Below are 17406 nucleotides of genomic sequence, written 5' to 3'. Positions count from 1 at the left end.
CCTACCTTAAGACTGCTTTTGCTTGTTTAACGCCGCTATCCGGCTAGATAGTGAGAATAGACGAATGAATCCCTCCGCATGAGATTGGTCATATACGTCATCTTCACCAAATGTGGCAAAATCTTCGCTGTATAAGCTATTGATTGATTGCTTTTGCACTGCGTATACATGGCCCTTGTAAAGCTTAAGTACCACCTCGCCAGTTGCCTGCTGTGCGAAAGACTCTGCAGCAGCTAGAATTGAATCTTTCAGTGGAGTAAACCAGCGACCGTCATAGACTAAATGTGCAAACTCTTCGCTAAGCGCGGTTTTCCATTTACGACAAGACTTGTCTAAGATCAGCTCATCAATCGCTTGTAACGCAGCCATCATCACAGTGCCTCCCGGCGTTTCATAGCAGCCACGAGATTTCATGCCGACAAGGCGGTTTTCAACAATATCAACACGACCAACACCGTGCGGCGCTGCAATCTCGTTTAACTTAACTAGACACTGATACGGGCTGTAACGCTCACCGTTAACACCGGTGATTTCACCCTTTTCGATTAATACCGACACATATTCAGGCTGATCCGGTGCGGCTTCTGGAGAGTTAGTCATGGTCCAAACCTGATCGCTTGGCTCATTCCATGGATCTTCTAATTCTCCACCTTCGTGAGAAATATGCCAAGCATTAGCATCACGACTGTAAATTTTAGTAGCAGAGGCTGCACAAGGGATATTACGCTCGGCCAAATAATCAAGCAGCGATTCACGACTTGATAGTGACCATTCACGCCATGGTGCAATCACTTTAAGATCAGGCGCAAGCGCAGAGAAGCAAGATTCAAAACGCACCTGATCATTCCCCTTGCCTGTACAACCATGAGAAAGCGCATCCGCGCCGACTTTACGGGCGATTTCTACTTGTGCTTTAGCAATAATAGGACGCGCCATCGAAGTACCCAATAAATATGTCCCTTCATAGATAGCGCCAGTTTTAAGAGTTGGATAAATATAGTCGCTAACCATTTCTTCTTTTAAGTCGACGACATAGCACTCAGAGGCACCTGATGCGATTGCCTTTTCTTCAACCCCAACCAGTTCTTCTTCACCCTGACCTACATCGGCAACAAAGGCAACAACTTCACAACCGTAGTTCTCTTTTAACCATGGCACAATCGCTGATGTGTCTAATCCACCAGAGTAAGCCAGTACCACTTTTTTAATCTTGCTCATGTTTTTTAACCTCAAACGTAATCTTTGTTTAACAGCGATACCAGCAATGCGTTTTGGGCATGCATGCGGTTTTCAGCTTGTTGAATAATTTTTGACTTTGGCCCGTCCATCACTTCGGAAGTAATTTCAAACTCACGATGTGCTGGCTGGCAGTGCAAAATGGTTTGTGCGCCACACGCTTCAACTAATTGTTGATTGATTTGATATGGCATAAATGTGTCTTTCACCTGTTCAATTGGCGTTTTATTCCCCATCGAAACCCAAGTATCAGCGTAGAGCACATTGGCACCAGCCGCCGCTTCTACCCGATCACTAACCAGAACTGAGGCGCCATTTACCGCTGCAATTTGTTCAGCTTGCTTTACAATCTGTGCATCTGGAGAATGACCTTTAGGACAAACCGCCACAAAGTCAGTACCTAACGTTGCCGCAAGCAACATTAATGAATGTGTTACGTTGTTACCTTCACCGAGATAAGCGATTTTGATCTGACTGACATCGTCGTAAGTTTCAAATAAGGTGAGAAAATCAGCCAACGCTTGGCAAGGGTGGTATAAATCACATAGGCTATTCACAACTGGCACCGACGAAAACTCAGCAAGCGTTTCAAGCGTACTATGATGATTTACGCGAGCCACAAGGCCATCGGCCCAAGTAGAAATATTAAGCGCAAAATCTTTTACGGATTCACGCGCCCCCATTGCACCGTTTTGCTGATCTAAATACACAGCATGGCCGCCTAATTTATGAATGCCAATATCGAACGACAGCCGCGTTCTTAAGCTCGGCTTTTCGAATAACGTGACAATCGACTTGCCTGCTAAAGCCTGGTTATACTCTTGCGGTTGATTTTTAATATTTTTTGCAAGCGTTAATAAGTTCAAAACTTTGGTTTGGTCTAATTCCAAACCAGTTAAAAAATGCTTAGTCATGGTGTTTTCCTACGGCAGAATTTGTGTACCTACGTGCTCACCATTGAGCAACGCAATTAAATTTTCTGGCTTTTGCCAGCTAGAGATGTACACCCCTCGTCGTAAGTGTTGGGCAGCGTGAAGACTGGTCTTAACTTTGACCTCCATCCCGCCCACAATGACCTTTTGTGCAATTAACGTTGAAATCTGCTCCGCGTTAAGTTGATTTAATGGCTGTTTATCGCCATCAAGTACCGCCTCAACGTCAGTCATAAAAATAAGTTCTGCACCAAGCTTACTGGCGATAGCTGCTGCTGCTTCATCCGCATTCACGTTGTATAAATGACCATCAGCGCCAATACCAACTGAACTAACAACAGGCAACCGGTCAAACTCCAACACAGCCTCAAGCATGCCGCCTTCACTCGCTTCACAGCTACCTACACGGCCAAGCGCTTTAAGCTTTTGAGTTGTGGTAAACCCTGCATCATATAAGCACAGTCCAACGGGCTTGAGCGTGGCGGTAATGGCGTCCGCCATCAGTTGCTTGTTAGCACAGCCTGCAAGTGCACCAACAATATAGGGCATTTGCTCCTGTGGACTGATCCGCAGTCCTTGATGTTTTGCAGTAGCAAAACCAGCATCGGTCAGCCACTTATCAACCAGTGCCCCACCACCATGAACAATCACAAACTGCTTGTGTGGTGCATCCTGTTGAATTTGCTTGATAGCTGAAAACAATGCTTGCGCTGCACCCTCTTGATTCAACACCGCGCCACCTAGTTTTATCACCCAAGTTTGTTTGCTCATGCTGATACTCCTAAACCTTGATAATGCTCAAGTCCCGCCGCCAAGTTCATACATTGTAATGCTTGGCCTGCAGCCCCTTTAAGCAAGTTATCAATCGCGACAACCACGATCAGTTGATTGCCCTTTTGCTGCCAACCAATATCAACAAAAGGCTGATTTTCAACGGCTTTGATTGATGGGAGTTGACTCCCCTTTAATCGGACCAGCGGCTCATCGGCAAGCACTTGGTAAGCGGCATCGACTTGATTTGGTGTGACATTTTCTTTCAGAGTGACGTAGATCGTTTCCAAGATACCACGCTTAAAATTCCCTAAATGCGGCGTAAACAACACTGGGTGCTCAAGGTACTTTTCTATTTCTGGACTATGTCTGTGCGTAAACAAACCGTACGGTGCAAGAGATACTTCGCAAAAGTGTGTGGCGACATTCGCTTTTCTACCTGCGCCAGTAACACCTGAAACAGCATTGATGATAACTGGCTGCTCTATTATCAGATCAGCTTGTTGTAATGGCTTAAGTGCATTGAGTGCCGCAGTCGGATAGCAGCCCGCGACCGCCACCAACTTCGCCGTTTTAATAGCATCGCCATACCATTCAGCTAATCCGTATTGCGCTTGCGCTAACCAGTCTTGATGTGGGTGAGAAAAGCCGTAGTAATTTTCGTAGTCTTCATTGCTAGATAAACGGTAACCTCCAGATAGGTCAAAAACCCGTTTCCCCATCTGTAAAAATATCGGTGCAAGCTCTACGCTAACCTTGTGATCCGTGCATAAACACACATAATCCGATGATTGCTCTATCAACGAAAAAGCTTGCTCATTTAAGGGTTGCAGCTCAATATCTAGCAAGCCCGAATATTCTGGATATAAATCGCTGATGAATTTGTGTTTGTCTAAGCTTTGCTCAGATACAAAGCAATGTGCAAGTGTGAAGGCAGGATGCTTGGCAACCAGCTTAGCAAGCTCAGCGCCACTGTAGCCGCTCGCTCCGATTATAGATACTTTCAACATAGTGTTCTCAAGATTAAAAAAGTTTGATTAGGGTTGGTTCTGCTAATTGTTGAAGTCAAATCGTCGCATTGCTGTTCCAAAATATATTTATGCTAAAAAAGTGAATTGATATTCACTCTAAACATCTTTATATTTTTATGCAAGAACTTTGAATAAGTATTTTAGGAATTTTTATGAAATTGCCCGCTTTTATGGAAATGTATCAGCAACTGATCGCCGCGCCATCTATCAGTGCATTAGAAGAAAGTCTCAACATGAGTAATCAGAATGTGATCCACCTACTCGCACAGTGGTGCGAAACGTTAGGATTTACTGTCGAAGTAACAGAGCTTGAACATGCAAAAGGAAAATATAATCTAATTGCAAGACGAGGTAATGGCGATGGTGGATTAATGTTGGCCGGCCACACGGATACCGTGCCATTCGACGATAGCCGCTGGCAATTTGATCCTTTTAAATTAAGCGAGCAAGATAATAAATTATATGGTCTTGGAAGTATTGATATGAAAGGTTTTTTTGCTTTCGTATTGAATGCAATCTCAGAGCTTGATGAATTACAGCAAAGTGCTCCTATCATGATTTTAGCCACCGCCGATGAAGAAACCACCATGGCTGGCGCTCAGGAAATTGCTAAACATCCAAGCTTGAAGCCGGCGCGCTGCGTTATTGGTGAACCCACCGATATGGTGCCGGTATTTACCCACAAAGGCCATATGACGACCGCCATCCGCATCGTTGGTCGTTCAGGCCATAGCTCAGATCCAGAGCGTGGCTTAAATGCTATTGAAATCATGCATCAGGTGATTGCAAATTTATTAAAGTTAAGAGAAGAATTAAAGAATAAATATTCAACTCCACACTTTGCTATTCCTTACCCAACTTTAAACCTTGGACACATTCATGGCGGCGACAATGCCAACCGTATTTGTGGCTGTTGTGAACTACATATTGATATGCGCCCTTTGCCAGGTCTGAGCATCAAAGAACTACAAGCCATGCTCACAGCAGCGGTGGCCCCCATCAATACACATTATCCAAATAGTGTCTCGGTTATAGATATGCACGAACCTATTCCGGCTTTTACTGGCTCGACGGATTCTGCTTTAGTGAAAATGGCTGAGCGCCTGTCGGGACAACAAGCAATTGCGGTAAACTATTGTACCGAAGCCCCCTTTCTACAGCAGCTAGGCTGCGAAACTATCGTTATGGGGCCAGGTTCAATTAATCAAGCACACCAACCCAACGAGTTTTTAGCAATGGAAAAAATCCAGCCAAGTCAGGATATTATTAAACAGCTAATAAGAGAAAGTTGCTTTGCTTAATTATAACTAAAAAGGGCGCTCACTTGAGCGCCCTTTTTAGTCTCGCTTTCAAGGCTAGATTGGTGAGCCTGGCGGCATTTCAAGCGCCTTAAAACTTTCAGGCCACTTTCCTGAATCTAGGTAGCGATTGATTTGCTGTGCAAGCATATGTTTAAACGCTTGCTCAAAAGCAACATCGCTAAATACCGACGACTGATTAAAGTCTTTCGCTACTTTTGCTAAATAAAACTTTAACTGCGCCTGCACTTCAGGTGCGACTTTATCGTTGTGACTCAGTTTTACAAGCTGAGTTGCACTTAGGTATTGCACTCGTTGCTGTAGCTTTTGAGCCATGCCTTTACTGCCTGATTGGGCAAATACCTGCTGATACAAAGCAGCTAACAGTGCCTGTGTACCAAAGTATTGAGTATTACGTGCGTGCTGCTGTGCAAGACGGTTTAATCGCTGTGGATTAAGCAGCAAGTCAAGGCTATGCTGTGCGGCGACTTCTGGTAATGCCATCGCATCTAGGGTTAGCCCAGTTCTCCCTTTAATACTTTCGCGAGTTTTGTACTCACCGTAAGCCTTGGGAGGTATTAACGCCAAAATAGAGTCAGGAATAGTCAACGCCGCAGGTGAGAGCGTACTCAAAAGCGCATTGGCTGCATTTTGCTGTACCTCTTTAGCCACGACTTTCGCGCCTTTTATCACCTCGTCACCGCGAACTTCATAGTCGTAGTCCACGCCACCAATCAGTTTTACTGCGGCTTCAACTTGGTAACGGTGGAAAAGATACAGTGGGACCAGCTTCTCCTCTAGCTGCGACAGAGCAACTCCTTTTTGAATACTGTGAATACCAAAGTTATTCAACGCCTGCTTGCGAACATCCAGCACACGCAGTAATTCGGCAGCAGGATCCGCTCCGTTATCCCAAAGGTGCGCCGTTGGATGCGCTCCGCCCTGTGCTCTGGCGTCTGAATCAGAGATAAACTCAAGCCCTTGCGCCTTATTTTCAGCGAGAATAGCTGCAAGCTCAGTGGCTTCATCAGCGCCAGCGAAATCACTATAACCATATTTAATCACTTGTGTATCCCATGCGCCCATGCCTTTTGCGTAGCCTTTAGTGATATCCAGTTGGCCATTTTCAAATCCCACCAGCGGATGAGGATAGTCCATGACTGACGCGCGATCCTTTACCGACGCTGAGAAGTTGTGTGCAATGCCCAAGGTGTGGCCAATTTCATGTGCACTCAACTGACGAATACGGTCTAGCGCCATAGCATGAAGTCGCTCAGTCACCTCATTACCCTCAACAAACGGCGCAGAAAGTGCTTCGGCAATAAGAATGTCTTGACGGACACGCAACGAACCTAGCGTCACGTGACCTTTTAAAATTTCACCAGTACGCGGGTCTATTACCGACGCGCCGTATGACCACCCACGCGTAGCGCGATGCACCCACTGGATCACGTTATAGCGAATATCCATAGGATCGGCATTTTCAGGGAGTACTTTGACTTGAAACGCATTTTTGTAGCCAGCAGCCTCAAATGCTTGATCCCACCATTTAGCACCATCAAGTAATGCAGTTTTGACCGGCTCAGGTACGCCAGGGTCAAGGTAGTAAATGATTGGCTCTACGGCCTCTGAGACTTGTGCCGTAGGGTCTTTTTTCTGCAAGCGGTGGCGCGGGATATAACGCACAAACATTGACTGTCCAAGCGGTGCAGAGTAATCCTTATGCTCTATACTCCAATAACCCGATTGCGGATGAAACGCACGAGGCTGGTAGTTATCGTCAGGTAATTCAATTAAAGAATGATGCTGATGCACCGTAAGCGCATAAGGATCTGCACTCACTTGGCGTACATATTCACCAGGCTCTGTACCTTTGAATGTCAACACGGCTTCAAGTTCTGTGTTTTTAACAAATGCCTTTGAGCGCGCCATAAACACAGCGCTGCGGCTTGAATCTAAGCTAAAACTACCTTGATTACGATTTGCCAACGTGCGAGCAACACCATGCACATCGCTGAGTAGATAAGGCGTGTAGTCAATCAACACACTGTCTTTATCTTCTGCAACCACGTTGAACCCGTGTAAAATGCTTGAAGCAAAAGCCTCTTTAACGCTTTGCTTTTCGGCCATACTATTCGCACTTGCGCGATAATACGTGTTGATAGCACGCAGCATTACCTTATCACCAAAACGTTCAAACTGAACTAAGTGCGTACCGCCTAACTGACCGCGGTCTAAACCGATATCATTCGAACCCACACCATAAGGTAAACTATGCTGTAACAAGAAAGGGGCGTCTAGTTTGTCGATGTCTAAGTACAGTTTGCCGCTCGAATCATCGCTATAGAAGGCGTAAAAACCGGGATGATGATTAAAACTGGCAGTAAATTCATCAATAGACTTAATTGCTGCGTGTGCTTGGGTTATCATACACAGTAGCAAAGCGGATACAGTTTGAGTGAAGCACGTTATTTTTCTCATGGCTGCTCTTTGTTATTTATGGTTTTGAGGCTTAACCCCAGTTGTATATGAAATCGTATACAATTTACAGCCTTTCAAGACGAATTACAGCGCTGTTTATGGCACCTCTCACACTATTTATTGCCATAAACACAAGGTGATCAGGATTTAAAAAATGCGTAGACTCCCTCCGGTGTTAATTGAAGATGGTTGTTCTCGTGAGTTGGTTTCTCTAATCCGAACCATTCTCGCGGCATGTAAAGAAATATCGTTCCGTGTTGGCCAAGGTGCACTTTCAGGTGTATTAGGTTCAACCTTAGATGAGAACATTCAAGGTGAAACGCAAAAGAAGCTCGATGTACTTTCAAATCAACTATTGAAAGATATTTTGCTTGAATCTGGCTATGTCAAAGCCATCGCTTCTGAAGAAGAAGATTACACCGTCGCCGGCAATCCAAAAGCGAACTATATTGTCGCGTTCGATCCGTTGGATGGTTCATCCAATACCGACATTAATTCACTAGTTGGTACTATTTTCTCTATTATGGAAGCCCCTGAAGGTTCAGATCCTAGCGATCCTGCGATCTTTATGCAGCCAGGTCATAAACAAGTAGCAGCGGGCTATGTGTTATATGGCCCATCAACCATGTTAGCGCTATCAACAGGCAAAGGAACTCGCTTGTTTACGCTGGACAAAACACACGGTAGCTTCCTACTCACACAAGACTTTGCAGCCATTCCAGAAGACACCAAAGAGTTTGCTATTAACGCTTCCAACCAACGCCACTGGACCCCAGCAATGCAAAACTACATTGCCGATCTACTTGAAGGTGAAACCGGACCGCGTGGTAAAAACTTCAATATGCGCTGGATAGCGGCAATGGTTGGCGATGTTCACCGCGTATTATGCCGTGGCGGACTATTCACTTACCCAGAAGATCGCAAAGATCCAAACAAGCCATTTAAACTTCGCCTACTTTACGAAGCCAACCCAATGGCGATGCTTGTCGAGCAAGCTGGCGGTATTGCCCACACTGGTCGTGAACGCATTTTGGATATTCAACCTGAGGAAATACATCAACGCGTTGGTGTTATCTTAGGCTCAAAGCACGAAGTTGAAGCGTGCCTTGCTTATCATAAGTGATCTATTTTGAAGCGAGAAAATAGCTCGCTTCGCAAATGAAAAAGGTGCCATTGGCACCTTTTTCACATTAAATAGTGGATTAATTTGTCTCAACAGGCACATCGGGATCAGCGCCCCACTCACTCCACGAGCCGTCATATACCGTCAACTGTTTATAACCTAGCTCGTCAGCTACCAGCGCTAAAATACAAGCTGTAACACCTGAGCCACAAGAGAATATCAAAGGCTGAGCTTTATCCTTTGATAAGTCGCTATACAACACTTCAAGCTCGGTGAGTGGTTTAAAGCAACCATCGGCGTTTAGCAAACTCGTATATGGTAGGTTTTTACTTTTAGGCACATGGCCGCTGCGCATCTCTGCACGAGGCTCTTGTTCTTCACCAGTAAAGCGCTTTGCACCTCTAGCATCGAATAAACAACTCAGTTCGGCGTCAATATTACTAAGCACTGCTGCTTTATCAACAAATGCTGTTTCATCATATACCGCGACAAAATTTCCAGCTTGTTGGACTTGCGCGTATGCTTGACTCAAAGGGAATTGTTTTTCACACCAAGCAGGTAATCCACCATCCAGTACATACACTTGTTTATGACCCATCATTTTGAGCATATACCAAGCTCTGGCAGCGCTAAACATGCCCTTATCATCGTAAGCGACTAACACATCATGTTGGTTGATACCAAGCTGTCGCATTTCTGCTTGAAACTGAGCTGGACCGCAGCACATATTGGGTGATTTAGCATGGGGGTTAGCCAGCGCGCCACTAATGTCAAAACGCAGCGCGCCTTGAATGATTGCAGGCGCGTTATAAGGCCCTGACTGGCCCGGTTTCACAATGCCAGCATCCAATACTTTCACTTTGCCAAGGTTTGCAAAGAGCCATTCCCTATCTACCACATGCTTCATGCTATTATTTTCCTTCGGGTCTGCGCACGACCTCTATTATTTCTGTTGTTGAAATTGATGGGGTACGCTCTAAATAAACCACATCACAGATATCTTTATACATATCGAACTTGTCTTTCCAGTCATCACCCATCACCAAAACATCGGCATCAAAGTCTTTGATATATTGTGCTTTTAGCTCCAGAGATTCTTCCACAAACACCTCATCTACAAATCGCAATGAGCTAATGATTTTTAGACGATCTGCTATTGAGTATATTGGATTTCTACCTTTTTTCGAAAAGTTAAGTTCATCCGATGAGATCCCCACAATGAGATAATCACCTAGCGCTTTCGCACGCTCTAAAATATTGACATGACCAACGTGGAATACATCAAAGGTTCCAAATGTGATAACTTTTTTCAACTTGGCTCTCTTTTTAATCAGCACGGTTTGAGTTGTAACTCATAGTGACATTTATTTGTTGCTAAAACCGTGACGAAGTTTACGACAATTTGGCTACTAGACTACAGAGTTAAACATCAAAATTCAGCTTTTTCTTTACTCAATTAAGTTGAGATATTTAATACAAAAAACAACACAATAAACCTGTAAGGACAGATTTACTAACAACATAGAAACAAATCTTTCTACCAGACTTTGCTACTGCGCCTACAACTTGATCACTTCACTTCGCATCGGTGCTAGGCGGGCCAGAACTTGATTTTGTACAGAGTGAGCAATCCCAACCTCACTCATTGCGTTGATCAAAAGATCAACCACCCGATTAAAGTCAGACTCACTAATAGCCATACCAGTGTGGATCTGCACCATGCTATCACCTTCATAATCACAAGGGCCATCTAAGGTATCGCACAGATGAGTGATAAACCCTTCACGAAAGTGCCTAACGTTGGACTCTCTAAAATACGGTAAAATAACGTCATCGTTGCCAATCTGTTTAATAAACGCGTCTACTAGCTTTTCAGCGCCGATGTTGCCCCCTATTTGCACATACAGAGAGGTTTTTGGAGTTGAAGCACTACACGCTACGAGGAAAAGCAAAATTGCGGTTAGTGATAGCCATTTCATTTAAAAGTACCCCGTAACAGATAGATACCAACCCGTTTGAGAAGTTTGCCCTGCGATTTTTCCAAGGTCTAGCCATGCCGCCGTCACACTTACTGACTTATTCGGGATCCAAGCGACAAATATATCTTTCCAATCTGATTCACCAAGTCCAAGGTTGTTGGATTTTTGGCGATATTCAGCACCGACAGCCCAATGCCGAGATAAAAACACAGCACTACTGGCTTCTAGTTGCCAAGGCGTACTATCGTTAGCCCCACCATAACCTAGTAAGCCAAGTTGATTAGCCCGAGAATGTCTCATCGTAATATTCCAGAACCAGTTATAACCACCTACAGCGCCCAAATGCAGTTTGCTTGCAGCTAAGTAATAATCCGTTCCTGAGTCATCTTCAGCGCCAAGTAAATTGGCAACCGTAGCATCATCCAAAGACTTATGCTGAATACCAAAGCTCAATTGTGGATATTTACTGTAGACGATATCGCCATATAGCCGCACCTTAGCACCAACAATATCTTGCTCAATATCAAGATTAAGCGCATCCACATCGAAGTTTTGTCGAGCGAAACTTAACTCTACGCGATCGAATAAGTTGGCTTGAACACCACACACATCGAGCTGGTAGTCTTTCAGGCTAGCTCGGCTACAAAAACCGCTTGCCGACCATTCATCTTCCGAAGCGTATCCGGCAAGCTGCGCCCACGGCACAATACCACCACCGGCACTTCCTTCAACCTGTGACACCCCGGGCGTCGCTAGTAACTTTCCTGTTGCGGCATAAGTTGAGCCGCATACAAATAAGCACACGGCAAAAACACTAGCCCACTTCATTATATCTCCCGAGCCACTGGTCAAAGTCAGCGGCTTTGAGCGGCTTACTTAGATAGTAGCCTTGTGCATAATCACACTGCATTGACTCAAGTAGCTCAAGTGATGCTTCGTCTTCAACCCCTTCCGCAACCACGCTAAACCCAAGTTGGTGACCAAGCGTGATAGTAGAGCGCACAATAAACTGGTCTTTTTCCGATTGAGCGAGCTTTAAAATAAATACCTTGTCGAGTTTCAGCTCATCAATTGGTAACATTTTTAATCGACCAAGGGAGGTTTGACCGACACCATAATCATCAAGCGAGACCTGCACGCCAAGCTGCTTGAGCGCTTGGAGAACCGCAATGCCTTTTTCCTCATTCTCAATCATGTCTCGCTCAGTAAGCTCTATGGTGATCAACTCAGGTTTGACGTTATAGGTGTCTAGTAGCGTCTTAAGATGAGACAAGAAGTTTTTATCTGCGATGTCTTGTGCCGATACATTAATGGCCGCCTTGATGCGTTCACCTTGGCGTACCCAATTAGCAACTTGAGACACCACAGTCTTTACTACCCACTGAGTTAACTCAACAATCAAACCTGATTGCTCGGCAAGATCGATAAATAATTCGGGCGACACCCATTCGCCATTTTTACGTTGCCAACGAATAAGAGACTCAACCTTATCAATACGATTGGTTTTCATATTTAGCTTTGGTTGGTAGGTTATAAAAAGCTGACCATCGTCGTTGGCAATAGCGTGTTTTAGTTCATCAATAATTTGCAGGCGCTCTAGATGGGCTTCATCTTCACCAGATTGGTAGTAGTAAACATCATGACCATCGTGCGCTGCAGTATCAACGGCTATCAAAGCCCGGCGAACAACATCCTCGGGAGTATGCGCTTGTTTGGGGTAATGCACTACACCGATACTAAAGTGAAGCGAAATATCTAACCCCTGCACAGTGTAGGGCTTGCTCAGACCTTGATTTAGCATCTCAGCGCATTCAACAATACCGAGCACAGCACTTTGCGGATCGGCACACGTACTCGCTTGATGTGCAACTAAAAACTCATCGCCGCCAAGCCTAACATTCAATCTGCCTTCGGCTGTATTAATCTCCGCTATCCGGTTCGCTACGGCTTTAATACAATCATCTCCTACCCGAGGGCCGAGTTTGTCGTTGATATGGCGTAACCCCTTTATGTCTATGGCAATAAAATAATATTCAGCGCCGCCACTGAGCATGTAATGCAACTTATCCAAAGCCGCATTACGATTAAAAAACCCTGTTAAATGGTCATGACTAGCTTGAAAGCGGATCTGCTCCTCACGCTCTTGAATGTCTTCACCCATATCATTAAAAGCATCAACAAGCTGGCAAATTTCTTGGGTCGGTCGAGCCTCTTCGAGTTTGGCGGAGTAATCCCCTTTGGCAAAGCGTTTTGCCAACTCAGTAAGCTTACTAAGCGGTGCGGTAAGGTTTTTGGCAACAATACCACTGGTGATAAAGCCAATAAGGATAGTACCGAGAGAGAGTAAAATAATGGTCAACACCATTTTATCGAATTCTTGATACTGAGTAGTTAAATCCGCACTGAGTACCAAACTCACCGGGTTACTATCAAGAGAAGGTAAGTTCACCTCTGCACTTTCATATACCGGATACTGGCTAAGCCAACGGGTCGTTTTTTGCGCCGCTAGGAAGGTAAATAAATCACCACCGAGTGTAAGAGCAGTCAACGAGCTTGCTTTTAGGTTATCAGCGGCACCAACAAAGCTCGTCTCCATTCCCGTCAGCTCTTTAAGCTCTAACGCCACCGCAGGCCCCACTTCAAAGCCAATAATTGAGTATGCAATCGTCCTAGGTGCTCGCACAGGCAAAATAATCACTTGATACAACTGCTCACTAAGCACCACAAAAGCTGAGTGGTCGGTGTGGCTTTGCAACGCTTGCATCCAAGTTCTGGTGTCGCTCGGGAAGTCGAGTCCTTCTCTGTTAGCGGAGATCAGGTCGCCTTTCACATCCAGCAACAGCATTAAGTCGGCATCAATACGACGGGAGTGATTAAACAACACACTACTGATGGTTTGTGCGTCTCTCGTCGCGACCGCCTGTTTAAAGCCAAAGTCAGCGGTCAGTACAGTCGCAGCAGTAACCAATAACTGCTCTCGCGCTTTTAAATACTGTTGATAAACATTTTGCGCCACTTGAATTTTTCTTTGCGCTTGCGCTTCATTGAATTTACTTGTGGACCACCAAAAGCTTGCCAAGCTCATCCCCGCCGTGACTAGGATAAGTAAGATACAGAGACTAATTATTTTATTTTTAAAACTGTTATTCATTCATGTTGTCCAAAGCGCTCGCCAAAGGTATTACGCGGCGCTGGATAAGTTGTTTTTATTGTGACGGATATTGGCGCCGTTGTGCTTACTATTTGCACGGTTTGCCGACTATCTATGCCAATATCTTGATAAGGGTGCCATACCGTTACTTGTTTCGCAGAGTCTGGCAGAGTGACTACTCCATCCGCATCAGATACCAATACTTGCTTGTCATCTGCAATGTAAATATAACCCACCATAGAGTCGTGAATGTTACAACCTAACACCACAACACCAGCGTTTTCAAACTTAAGCGGTTGATTTGGCATGCCAGCGTATAGCTTTAGCTCAAAAGGTTTTACCACAGAAAACGAGTAAACGTGATGACGGATATCATCGCTATTAGGAAAATTAACCAATTGTCCTTTTTGGATGGTGAGGATGAAAGGAACAAATTGTTTATTGATTTGATCCATAACAGCCACTGCTTTTACTGTTGACTCGGCAGGCTCATCCGTCAATTCAACAACGGCATACTGTAAGGGCTTGCCGTTGCCATCTAGCACTGTTAATTGCCCAGCCTTTGCACAGTTTGAGTCTAAAAGAAATAAAAAGCAAAAACTTAGTAGGAGCAGAACAGACGTTCGCATATCTAACTCTATTTTTTGCAACAATTAGGTTAAGTAAAAGAGACCTTGCAATGAAAAGCAAGTGAATTGAGGAAATTGCCCTAATAAACTTGTCTATCAGGGCAATTGAAAAAGAATTAATCTATTAAACCGTACTGCTTATCAAGAATATCAATAACTTCTTGGCGAGGATCCGCAGGGATCGTTAGCTCACGACCAACGATTTTACTTGCGATCCCAACGTACGTTTCGCTTACCGACATCATCACCGCTTCTGGCAAAAGATAATCGCGAGCAAGCGCTTCTCGCTCAGGCATGCGGTCTTTATTCAGCAGCACATCGCTATCTGGTACGTTGTTTATCAATAGCTGGCGGAAACCTTCTTTTGAGTTTTCAACGATCTTACCATCGCGATAAGCAGGGCCATCCCAAATACGTGACGAGTCAGGCGTCCCCACTTCATCAATATAAATTAGGCGCGCTTGGCCGTCGGTATCTTCAACGTAACCAAACTCAAATTTAGTATCAACAAAGATCTGATCAAGCTTCTCAAGCTCTTTACTGATCAGGGTAAAGCCCTCGGTTAGCAACTGCTCGTACTTATCCACATCTGACGCAGATTTAAAGTTGAACGCCGCAAGGTTATCTTCGATGTTTTTACGAGAGATGTTTACGTCATCCACTGCTGGTACGTCTGCTAAACCTTTGATGATCCCTTTGGTTGAAGGTGTGATCAAAACATTATCTAGTTTTTGATTGGCCTCTAAACCTTCTGGTAATTGCAAGCCACAAAACTCCCTTACGCCCTTTGCGTAATCGCGCCACATGCTGCCAGTAATATATTGACGCGCAATTGCTTCAACTCTTACCGTACTGGCTTTACGCACAATCCAAACATAAGGATGTGGAATATCAACAATGTGATTACCTGCAAGGCCAGCTTTATCAAAAAGTGAAAACCAATGTGCAGCAACGCTGTTAAGCGCAATGCCCTTACCCGGTACACCGTTAAGACCATTTTCACCTTGCCAGATACAGTCAAACGCTGAAATACGGTCTGAAATGACCATAATTGCCAGCTCTGTACCCACTGGGACTTGATAGCCTTTTTCTTCAATTAAACGCGCACTGTCGGCGTCGGTTAACCAATAAACTGAACGTACTTTACCACTGTGAACCGCACCTTTAGTGCGAATTGGAAGATCGTCATTAACGTCTAAAACTTTGTAGCTACTCATTGTTACTCCGATGACAGGATGCGCCTTGCTAAAGGGCACAAAATAATGAGGGGGTTAGGGCCGCTATAATAGTCGAGCTGAACAAAAATCACAATTTAACTTACACGCTTGTTGTTGAGCTTAACTTGGTTTTGCTTTAGTCATTCTTGTTATACCATCACAACATTATTTGCCAGCGTTGAGGCGTTATGCTTACGATATCTCAATTACAGTTTACATGGCCTAAGTCGAGCACCCCGGTGCTAACCATACCTAAGCTACATATCGCCCGAGGTGAACACGTGTTTTTACATGGTCCAAGCGGCAGCGGTAAATCGACTTTGCTTGGATTGATTGCAGGCACCTTAGATTGCCAGCACGGAGAAATTGAAATTGCAGGCACAAACGTGAGCGCACTGAGCCGTGGCCAACGAGATAAGTGTAGAGCCGATCATATAGGTACTATTTTTCAGAACTTTAATTTGTTGCCTTACTTATCGCCTATTGAAAACGTTACCCTTGGCTGCGAATTTTCCAAAAAGCGCAGGCAAACTATTTCCTCGCAGAATAAATCGCTTGAGCAAGAAGCCAAATTTCTGCTCTGTGATCTTGGTATAGACGAGCACACACAACACCGTAGTGTTGCGGAGTTAAGTATTGGCCAACAGCAGCGCGTAGCCGCCGCTCGCGCATTTATTGGCAGGCCCGAAATCATTATTGCCGATGAGCCAACCTCAGCCCTAGATGCCGACAGCCGTGATGGATTTATTAAATTACTCTTTAGCCAAGCCGCAGTTTACAGTGCATCTATTCTCTTTGTCAGTCACGACAAAAGCTTAGCGCCGTTATTTGATAGGCAAATAAGCTTACCTGATTTACAACAAGGAGCACCGCTATGCTAATCAAACTTGCGTGGAAAAGTACGCTAAACCGAAAAGCCAGCGTTGCCCTAACTCTAGTGACCATTGCAATTAGTGTCATGTTACTGCTGTCGGTTGAGCGTGTACGCCAAGACGCAAAATCCAGCTTTGCGAACACCATTTCTGGCACAGACCTAATTGTCGGCGCACGTACAGGTGATATTCAGCTTTTGCTTTCAAGCGTATTTAGAATTGGTCACGCCAATAATGCCGTACAATGGCAAAGTTACGAGTACATCAAGGCACAACGCGGCGTTGCTTGGAGCATTCCCATTAGTTTAGGCGATAGCCACAAAGGCTTTGCTGTGCTGGGCACAGATGCAAGTTACTTCAGCCATTATCAATATGCTAAAAAGCAGCACCTCACCTTTGCCGCTGGTCGACCATTTCACAATGGCCAAGAAGTGGTACTTGGAGCTATGGTCGCAAAAAAGCTGGGTTATCAGCTGGGACAAAAAATCGTCATTTCTCATGGCATGGGCAATACCAGCTTCCATCATCATGATGACAATCCGCTGGTTATTTCTGGCATTTTGGCAGCCACGGGAACGCCTGTAGATAAAACACTACATGTGCCGTTAAGTGCCATAGAGAGCATGCATAGCACAGGCCACAGCAAGCCGTCTCGAATGATTACACGAAAGCAGGATGCAACACAC

General features: G+C 44.8%; 16 protein-coding genes. 4 read left to right on the top strand and 12 right to left on the bottom strand.

The genetic code is table 11. From position 1 onward, the window contains the following. Window positions 1-6: 6 nt before the first annotated feature. Genes CKO50_RS09930 through argC form a run of 4 tightly spaced genes read right to left on the bottom strand, consistent with a single transcriptional unit; the run spans window position 7 to window position 3946 of the window. Complete coding sequence (locus CKO50_RS09930; protein ID WP_095728027.1) at window positions 7-1218, bottom strand: argininosuccinate synthase; 1212 nt, start codon at window positions 1216-1218, stop codon at window positions 7-9. 11 nt (window positions 1219-1229) lie between these two features. Next, window positions 1230-2150, bottom strand: coding sequence for an ornithine carbamoyltransferase (locus tag CKO50_RS09925; RefSeq protein ID WP_095728026.1), 921 nt, complete (start codon window positions 2148-2150; stop codon window positions 1230-1232). Between the two features lie 9 nt (window positions 2151-2159). After that, entirely contained in the window at window positions 2160-2939 is a 780-nt protein-coding gene (argB, locus tag CKO50_RS09920) for an acetylglutamate kinase (RefSeq protein WP_010607124.1), read from the bottom strand. Further along, complete coding sequence (gene argC, locus CKO50_RS09915; protein ID WP_176474644.1) at window positions 2936-3946, bottom strand: N-acetyl-gamma-glutamyl-phosphate reductase; 1011 nt, start codon at window positions 3944-3946, stop codon at window positions 2936-2938. The genes argB and argC overlap by 4 nt, the downstream gene beginning before the upstream one ends. A gap of 176 nt (window positions 3947-4122) precedes the next feature. Here argC and argE point away from each other — a divergent pair, with 176 nt between their 5' ends. Continuing rightward, complete coding sequence (gene argE / locus CKO50_RS09910; protein ID WP_095728024.1) at window positions 4123-5271, top strand: acetylornithine deacetylase; 1149 nt, start codon at window positions 4123-4125, stop codon at window positions 5269-5271. A 54-nt stretch (window positions 5272-5325) separates the two neighbouring features. Here the strand turns inward: argE and CKO50_RS09905 are convergent, their stop codons facing one another. Then, the gene (locus tag CKO50_RS09905; protein ID WP_095728023.1) at window positions 5326-7749 is read right to left on the bottom strand and encodes a zinc-dependent metalloprotease; all 2424 of its coding nucleotides are present in this window, start codon (window positions 7747-7749) and stop codon (window positions 5326-5328) included. Window positions 7750-7903: 154 nt separating this feature from the next. On the opposite strand from CKO50_RS09905, the gene CKO50_RS09900 reads away from it, so the two are divergent. Beyond that, window positions 7904-8872: a class 1 fructose-bisphosphatase gene (locus CKO50_RS09900; RefSeq protein WP_095728022.1), complete on the top strand. Its 969-nt coding sequence runs from the start codon at window positions 7904-7906 to the stop codon at window positions 8870-8872. Between the two features lie 79 nt (window positions 8873-8951). On the opposite strand, the gene CKO50_RS09895 is transcribed toward CKO50_RS09900, so the two are convergent. From CKO50_RS09895 to CKO50_RS09865, 7 genes are all read right to left on the bottom strand, one after another. Then, window positions 8952-9779, bottom strand: coding sequence for a sulfurtransferase (locus CKO50_RS09895; RefSeq protein ID WP_095728021.1), 828 nt, complete (start codon window positions 9777-9779; stop codon window positions 8952-8954). A gap of 4 nt (window positions 9780-9783) precedes the next feature. After that, window positions 9784-10185 (bottom strand): adenylyltransferase/cytidyltransferase family protein, encoded by a 402-nt coding sequence (locus CKO50_RS09890; RefSeq protein ID WP_095728020.1) that lies wholly within the window; start codon window positions 10183-10185, stop codon window positions 9784-9786. Between the two features lie 246 nt (window positions 10186-10431). Further along, window positions 10432-10851, bottom strand: coding sequence for a group 1 truncated hemoglobin (locus tag CKO50_RS09885; protein ID WP_095728019.1), 420 nt, complete (start codon window positions 10849-10851; stop codon window positions 10432-10434). Continuing rightward, window positions 10852-11679 (bottom strand): DUF3034 family protein, encoded by an 828-nt coding sequence (locus CKO50_RS09880; RefSeq protein WP_095728018.1) that lies wholly within the window; start codon window positions 11677-11679, stop codon window positions 10852-10854. Further along, complete coding sequence (locus CKO50_RS09875) at window positions 11666-14002, bottom strand: bifunctional diguanylate cyclase/phosphodiesterase (protein ID WP_095728017.1); 2337 nt, start codon at window positions 14000-14002, stop codon at window positions 11666-11668. Before CKO50_RS09875 ends, CKO50_RS09880 begins: the two co-directional genes overlap by 14 nt. Beyond that, window positions 13999-14631: a methylamine utilization protein gene (locus tag CKO50_RS09870; protein ID WP_095728016.1), complete on the bottom strand. Its 633-nt coding sequence runs from the start codon at window positions 14629-14631 to the stop codon at window positions 13999-14001. The genes CKO50_RS09875 and CKO50_RS09870 overlap by 4 nt, the downstream gene beginning before the upstream one ends. Before the next feature lie 116 nt (window positions 14632-14747). Beyond that, the gene (locus CKO50_RS09865) at window positions 14748-15848 is read right to left on the bottom strand and encodes a phosphoribosylaminoimidazolesuccinocarboxamide synthase (protein WP_095728015.1); all 1101 of its coding nucleotides are present in this window, start codon (window positions 15846-15848) and stop codon (window positions 14748-14750) included. Between the two features lie 188 nt (window positions 15849-16036). On the opposite strand from CKO50_RS09865, the gene CKO50_RS09860 reads away from it, so the two are divergent. Together CKO50_RS09860 and CKO50_RS24585 are read left to right on the top strand one after the other, a co-directional pair. Further along, window positions 16037-16729 (top strand): ABC transporter ATP-binding protein, encoded by a 693-nt coding sequence (locus CKO50_RS09860; protein WP_095728014.1) that lies wholly within the window; start codon window positions 16037-16039, stop codon window positions 16727-16729. Continuing rightward, on the top strand, window positions 16723-17406 hold a 684-nt coding region (locus CKO50_RS24585; RefSeq protein WP_255229513.1), incomplete at its 3' end, for an ABC transporter permease. The genes CKO50_RS09860 and CKO50_RS24585, both read left to right, overlap by 7 nt.

The organism is Pseudoalteromonas sp. HM-SA03, assembly GCF_002289345.1.
GTDB lineage: Bacteria > Pseudomonadota > Gammaproteobacteria > Enterobacterales > Alteromonadaceae > Pseudoalteromonas.
Note: the sequence above shows the minus strand (reverse complement) of the source record. Positions and strands in the feature narration are given on the sequence as shown.

Coding starts and splice junctions, on each gene's coding strand:
- CKO50_RS09930 (WP_095728027.1), bottom strand. CDS start 1,218: ATGAGCAAGATTAAAAAAGTGGTACTGGCTTACTCTGGTGGATTAGAC.
- CKO50_RS09925 (WP_095728026.1), bottom strand. CDS start 2,150: ATGACTAAGCATTTTTTAACTGGTTTGGAATTAGACCAAACCAAAGTT.
- argB (WP_010607124.1), bottom strand. CDS start 2,939: ATGAGCAAACAAACTTGGGTGATAAAACTAGGTGGCGCGGTGTTGAAT.
- argE (WP_095728024.1), top strand. CDS start 4,123: ATGAAATTGCCCGCTTTTATGGAAATGTATCAGCAACTGATCGCCGCG.
- CKO50_RS09905 (WP_095728023.1), bottom strand. CDS start 7,749: ATGAGAAAAATAACGTGCTTCACTCAAACTGTATCCGCTTTGCTACTG.
- CKO50_RS09900 (WP_095728022.1), top strand. CDS start 7,904: ATGCGTAGACTCCCTCCGGTGTTAATTGAAGATGGTTGTTCTCGTGAG.
- CKO50_RS09895 (WP_095728021.1), bottom strand. CDS start 9,779: ATGAAGCATGTGGTAGATAGGGAATGGCTCTTTGCAAACCTTGGCAAA.
- CKO50_RS09885 (WP_095728019.1), bottom strand. CDS start 10,851: ATGAAATGGCTATCACTAACCGCAATTTTGCTTTTCCTCGTAGCGTGT.
- CKO50_RS09880 (WP_095728018.1), bottom strand. CDS start 11,679: ATGAAGTGGGCTAGTGTTTTTGCCGTGTGCTTATTTGTATGCGGCTCA.
- CKO50_RS09875 (WP_095728017.1), bottom strand. CDS start 14,002: ATGAATAACAGTTTTAAAAATAAAATAATTAGTCTCTGTATCTTACTT.
- CKO50_RS09870 (WP_095728016.1), bottom strand. CDS start 14,631: ATGCGAACGTCTGTTCTGCTCCTACTAAGTTTTTGCTTTTTATTTCTT.
- CKO50_RS09865 (WP_095728015.1), bottom strand. CDS start 15,848: ATGAGTAGCTACAAAGTTTTAGACGTTAATGACGATCTTCCAATTCGC.
- CKO50_RS09860 (WP_095728014.1), top strand. CDS start 16,037: ATGCTTACGATATCTCAATTACAGTTTACATGGCCTAAGTCGAGCACC.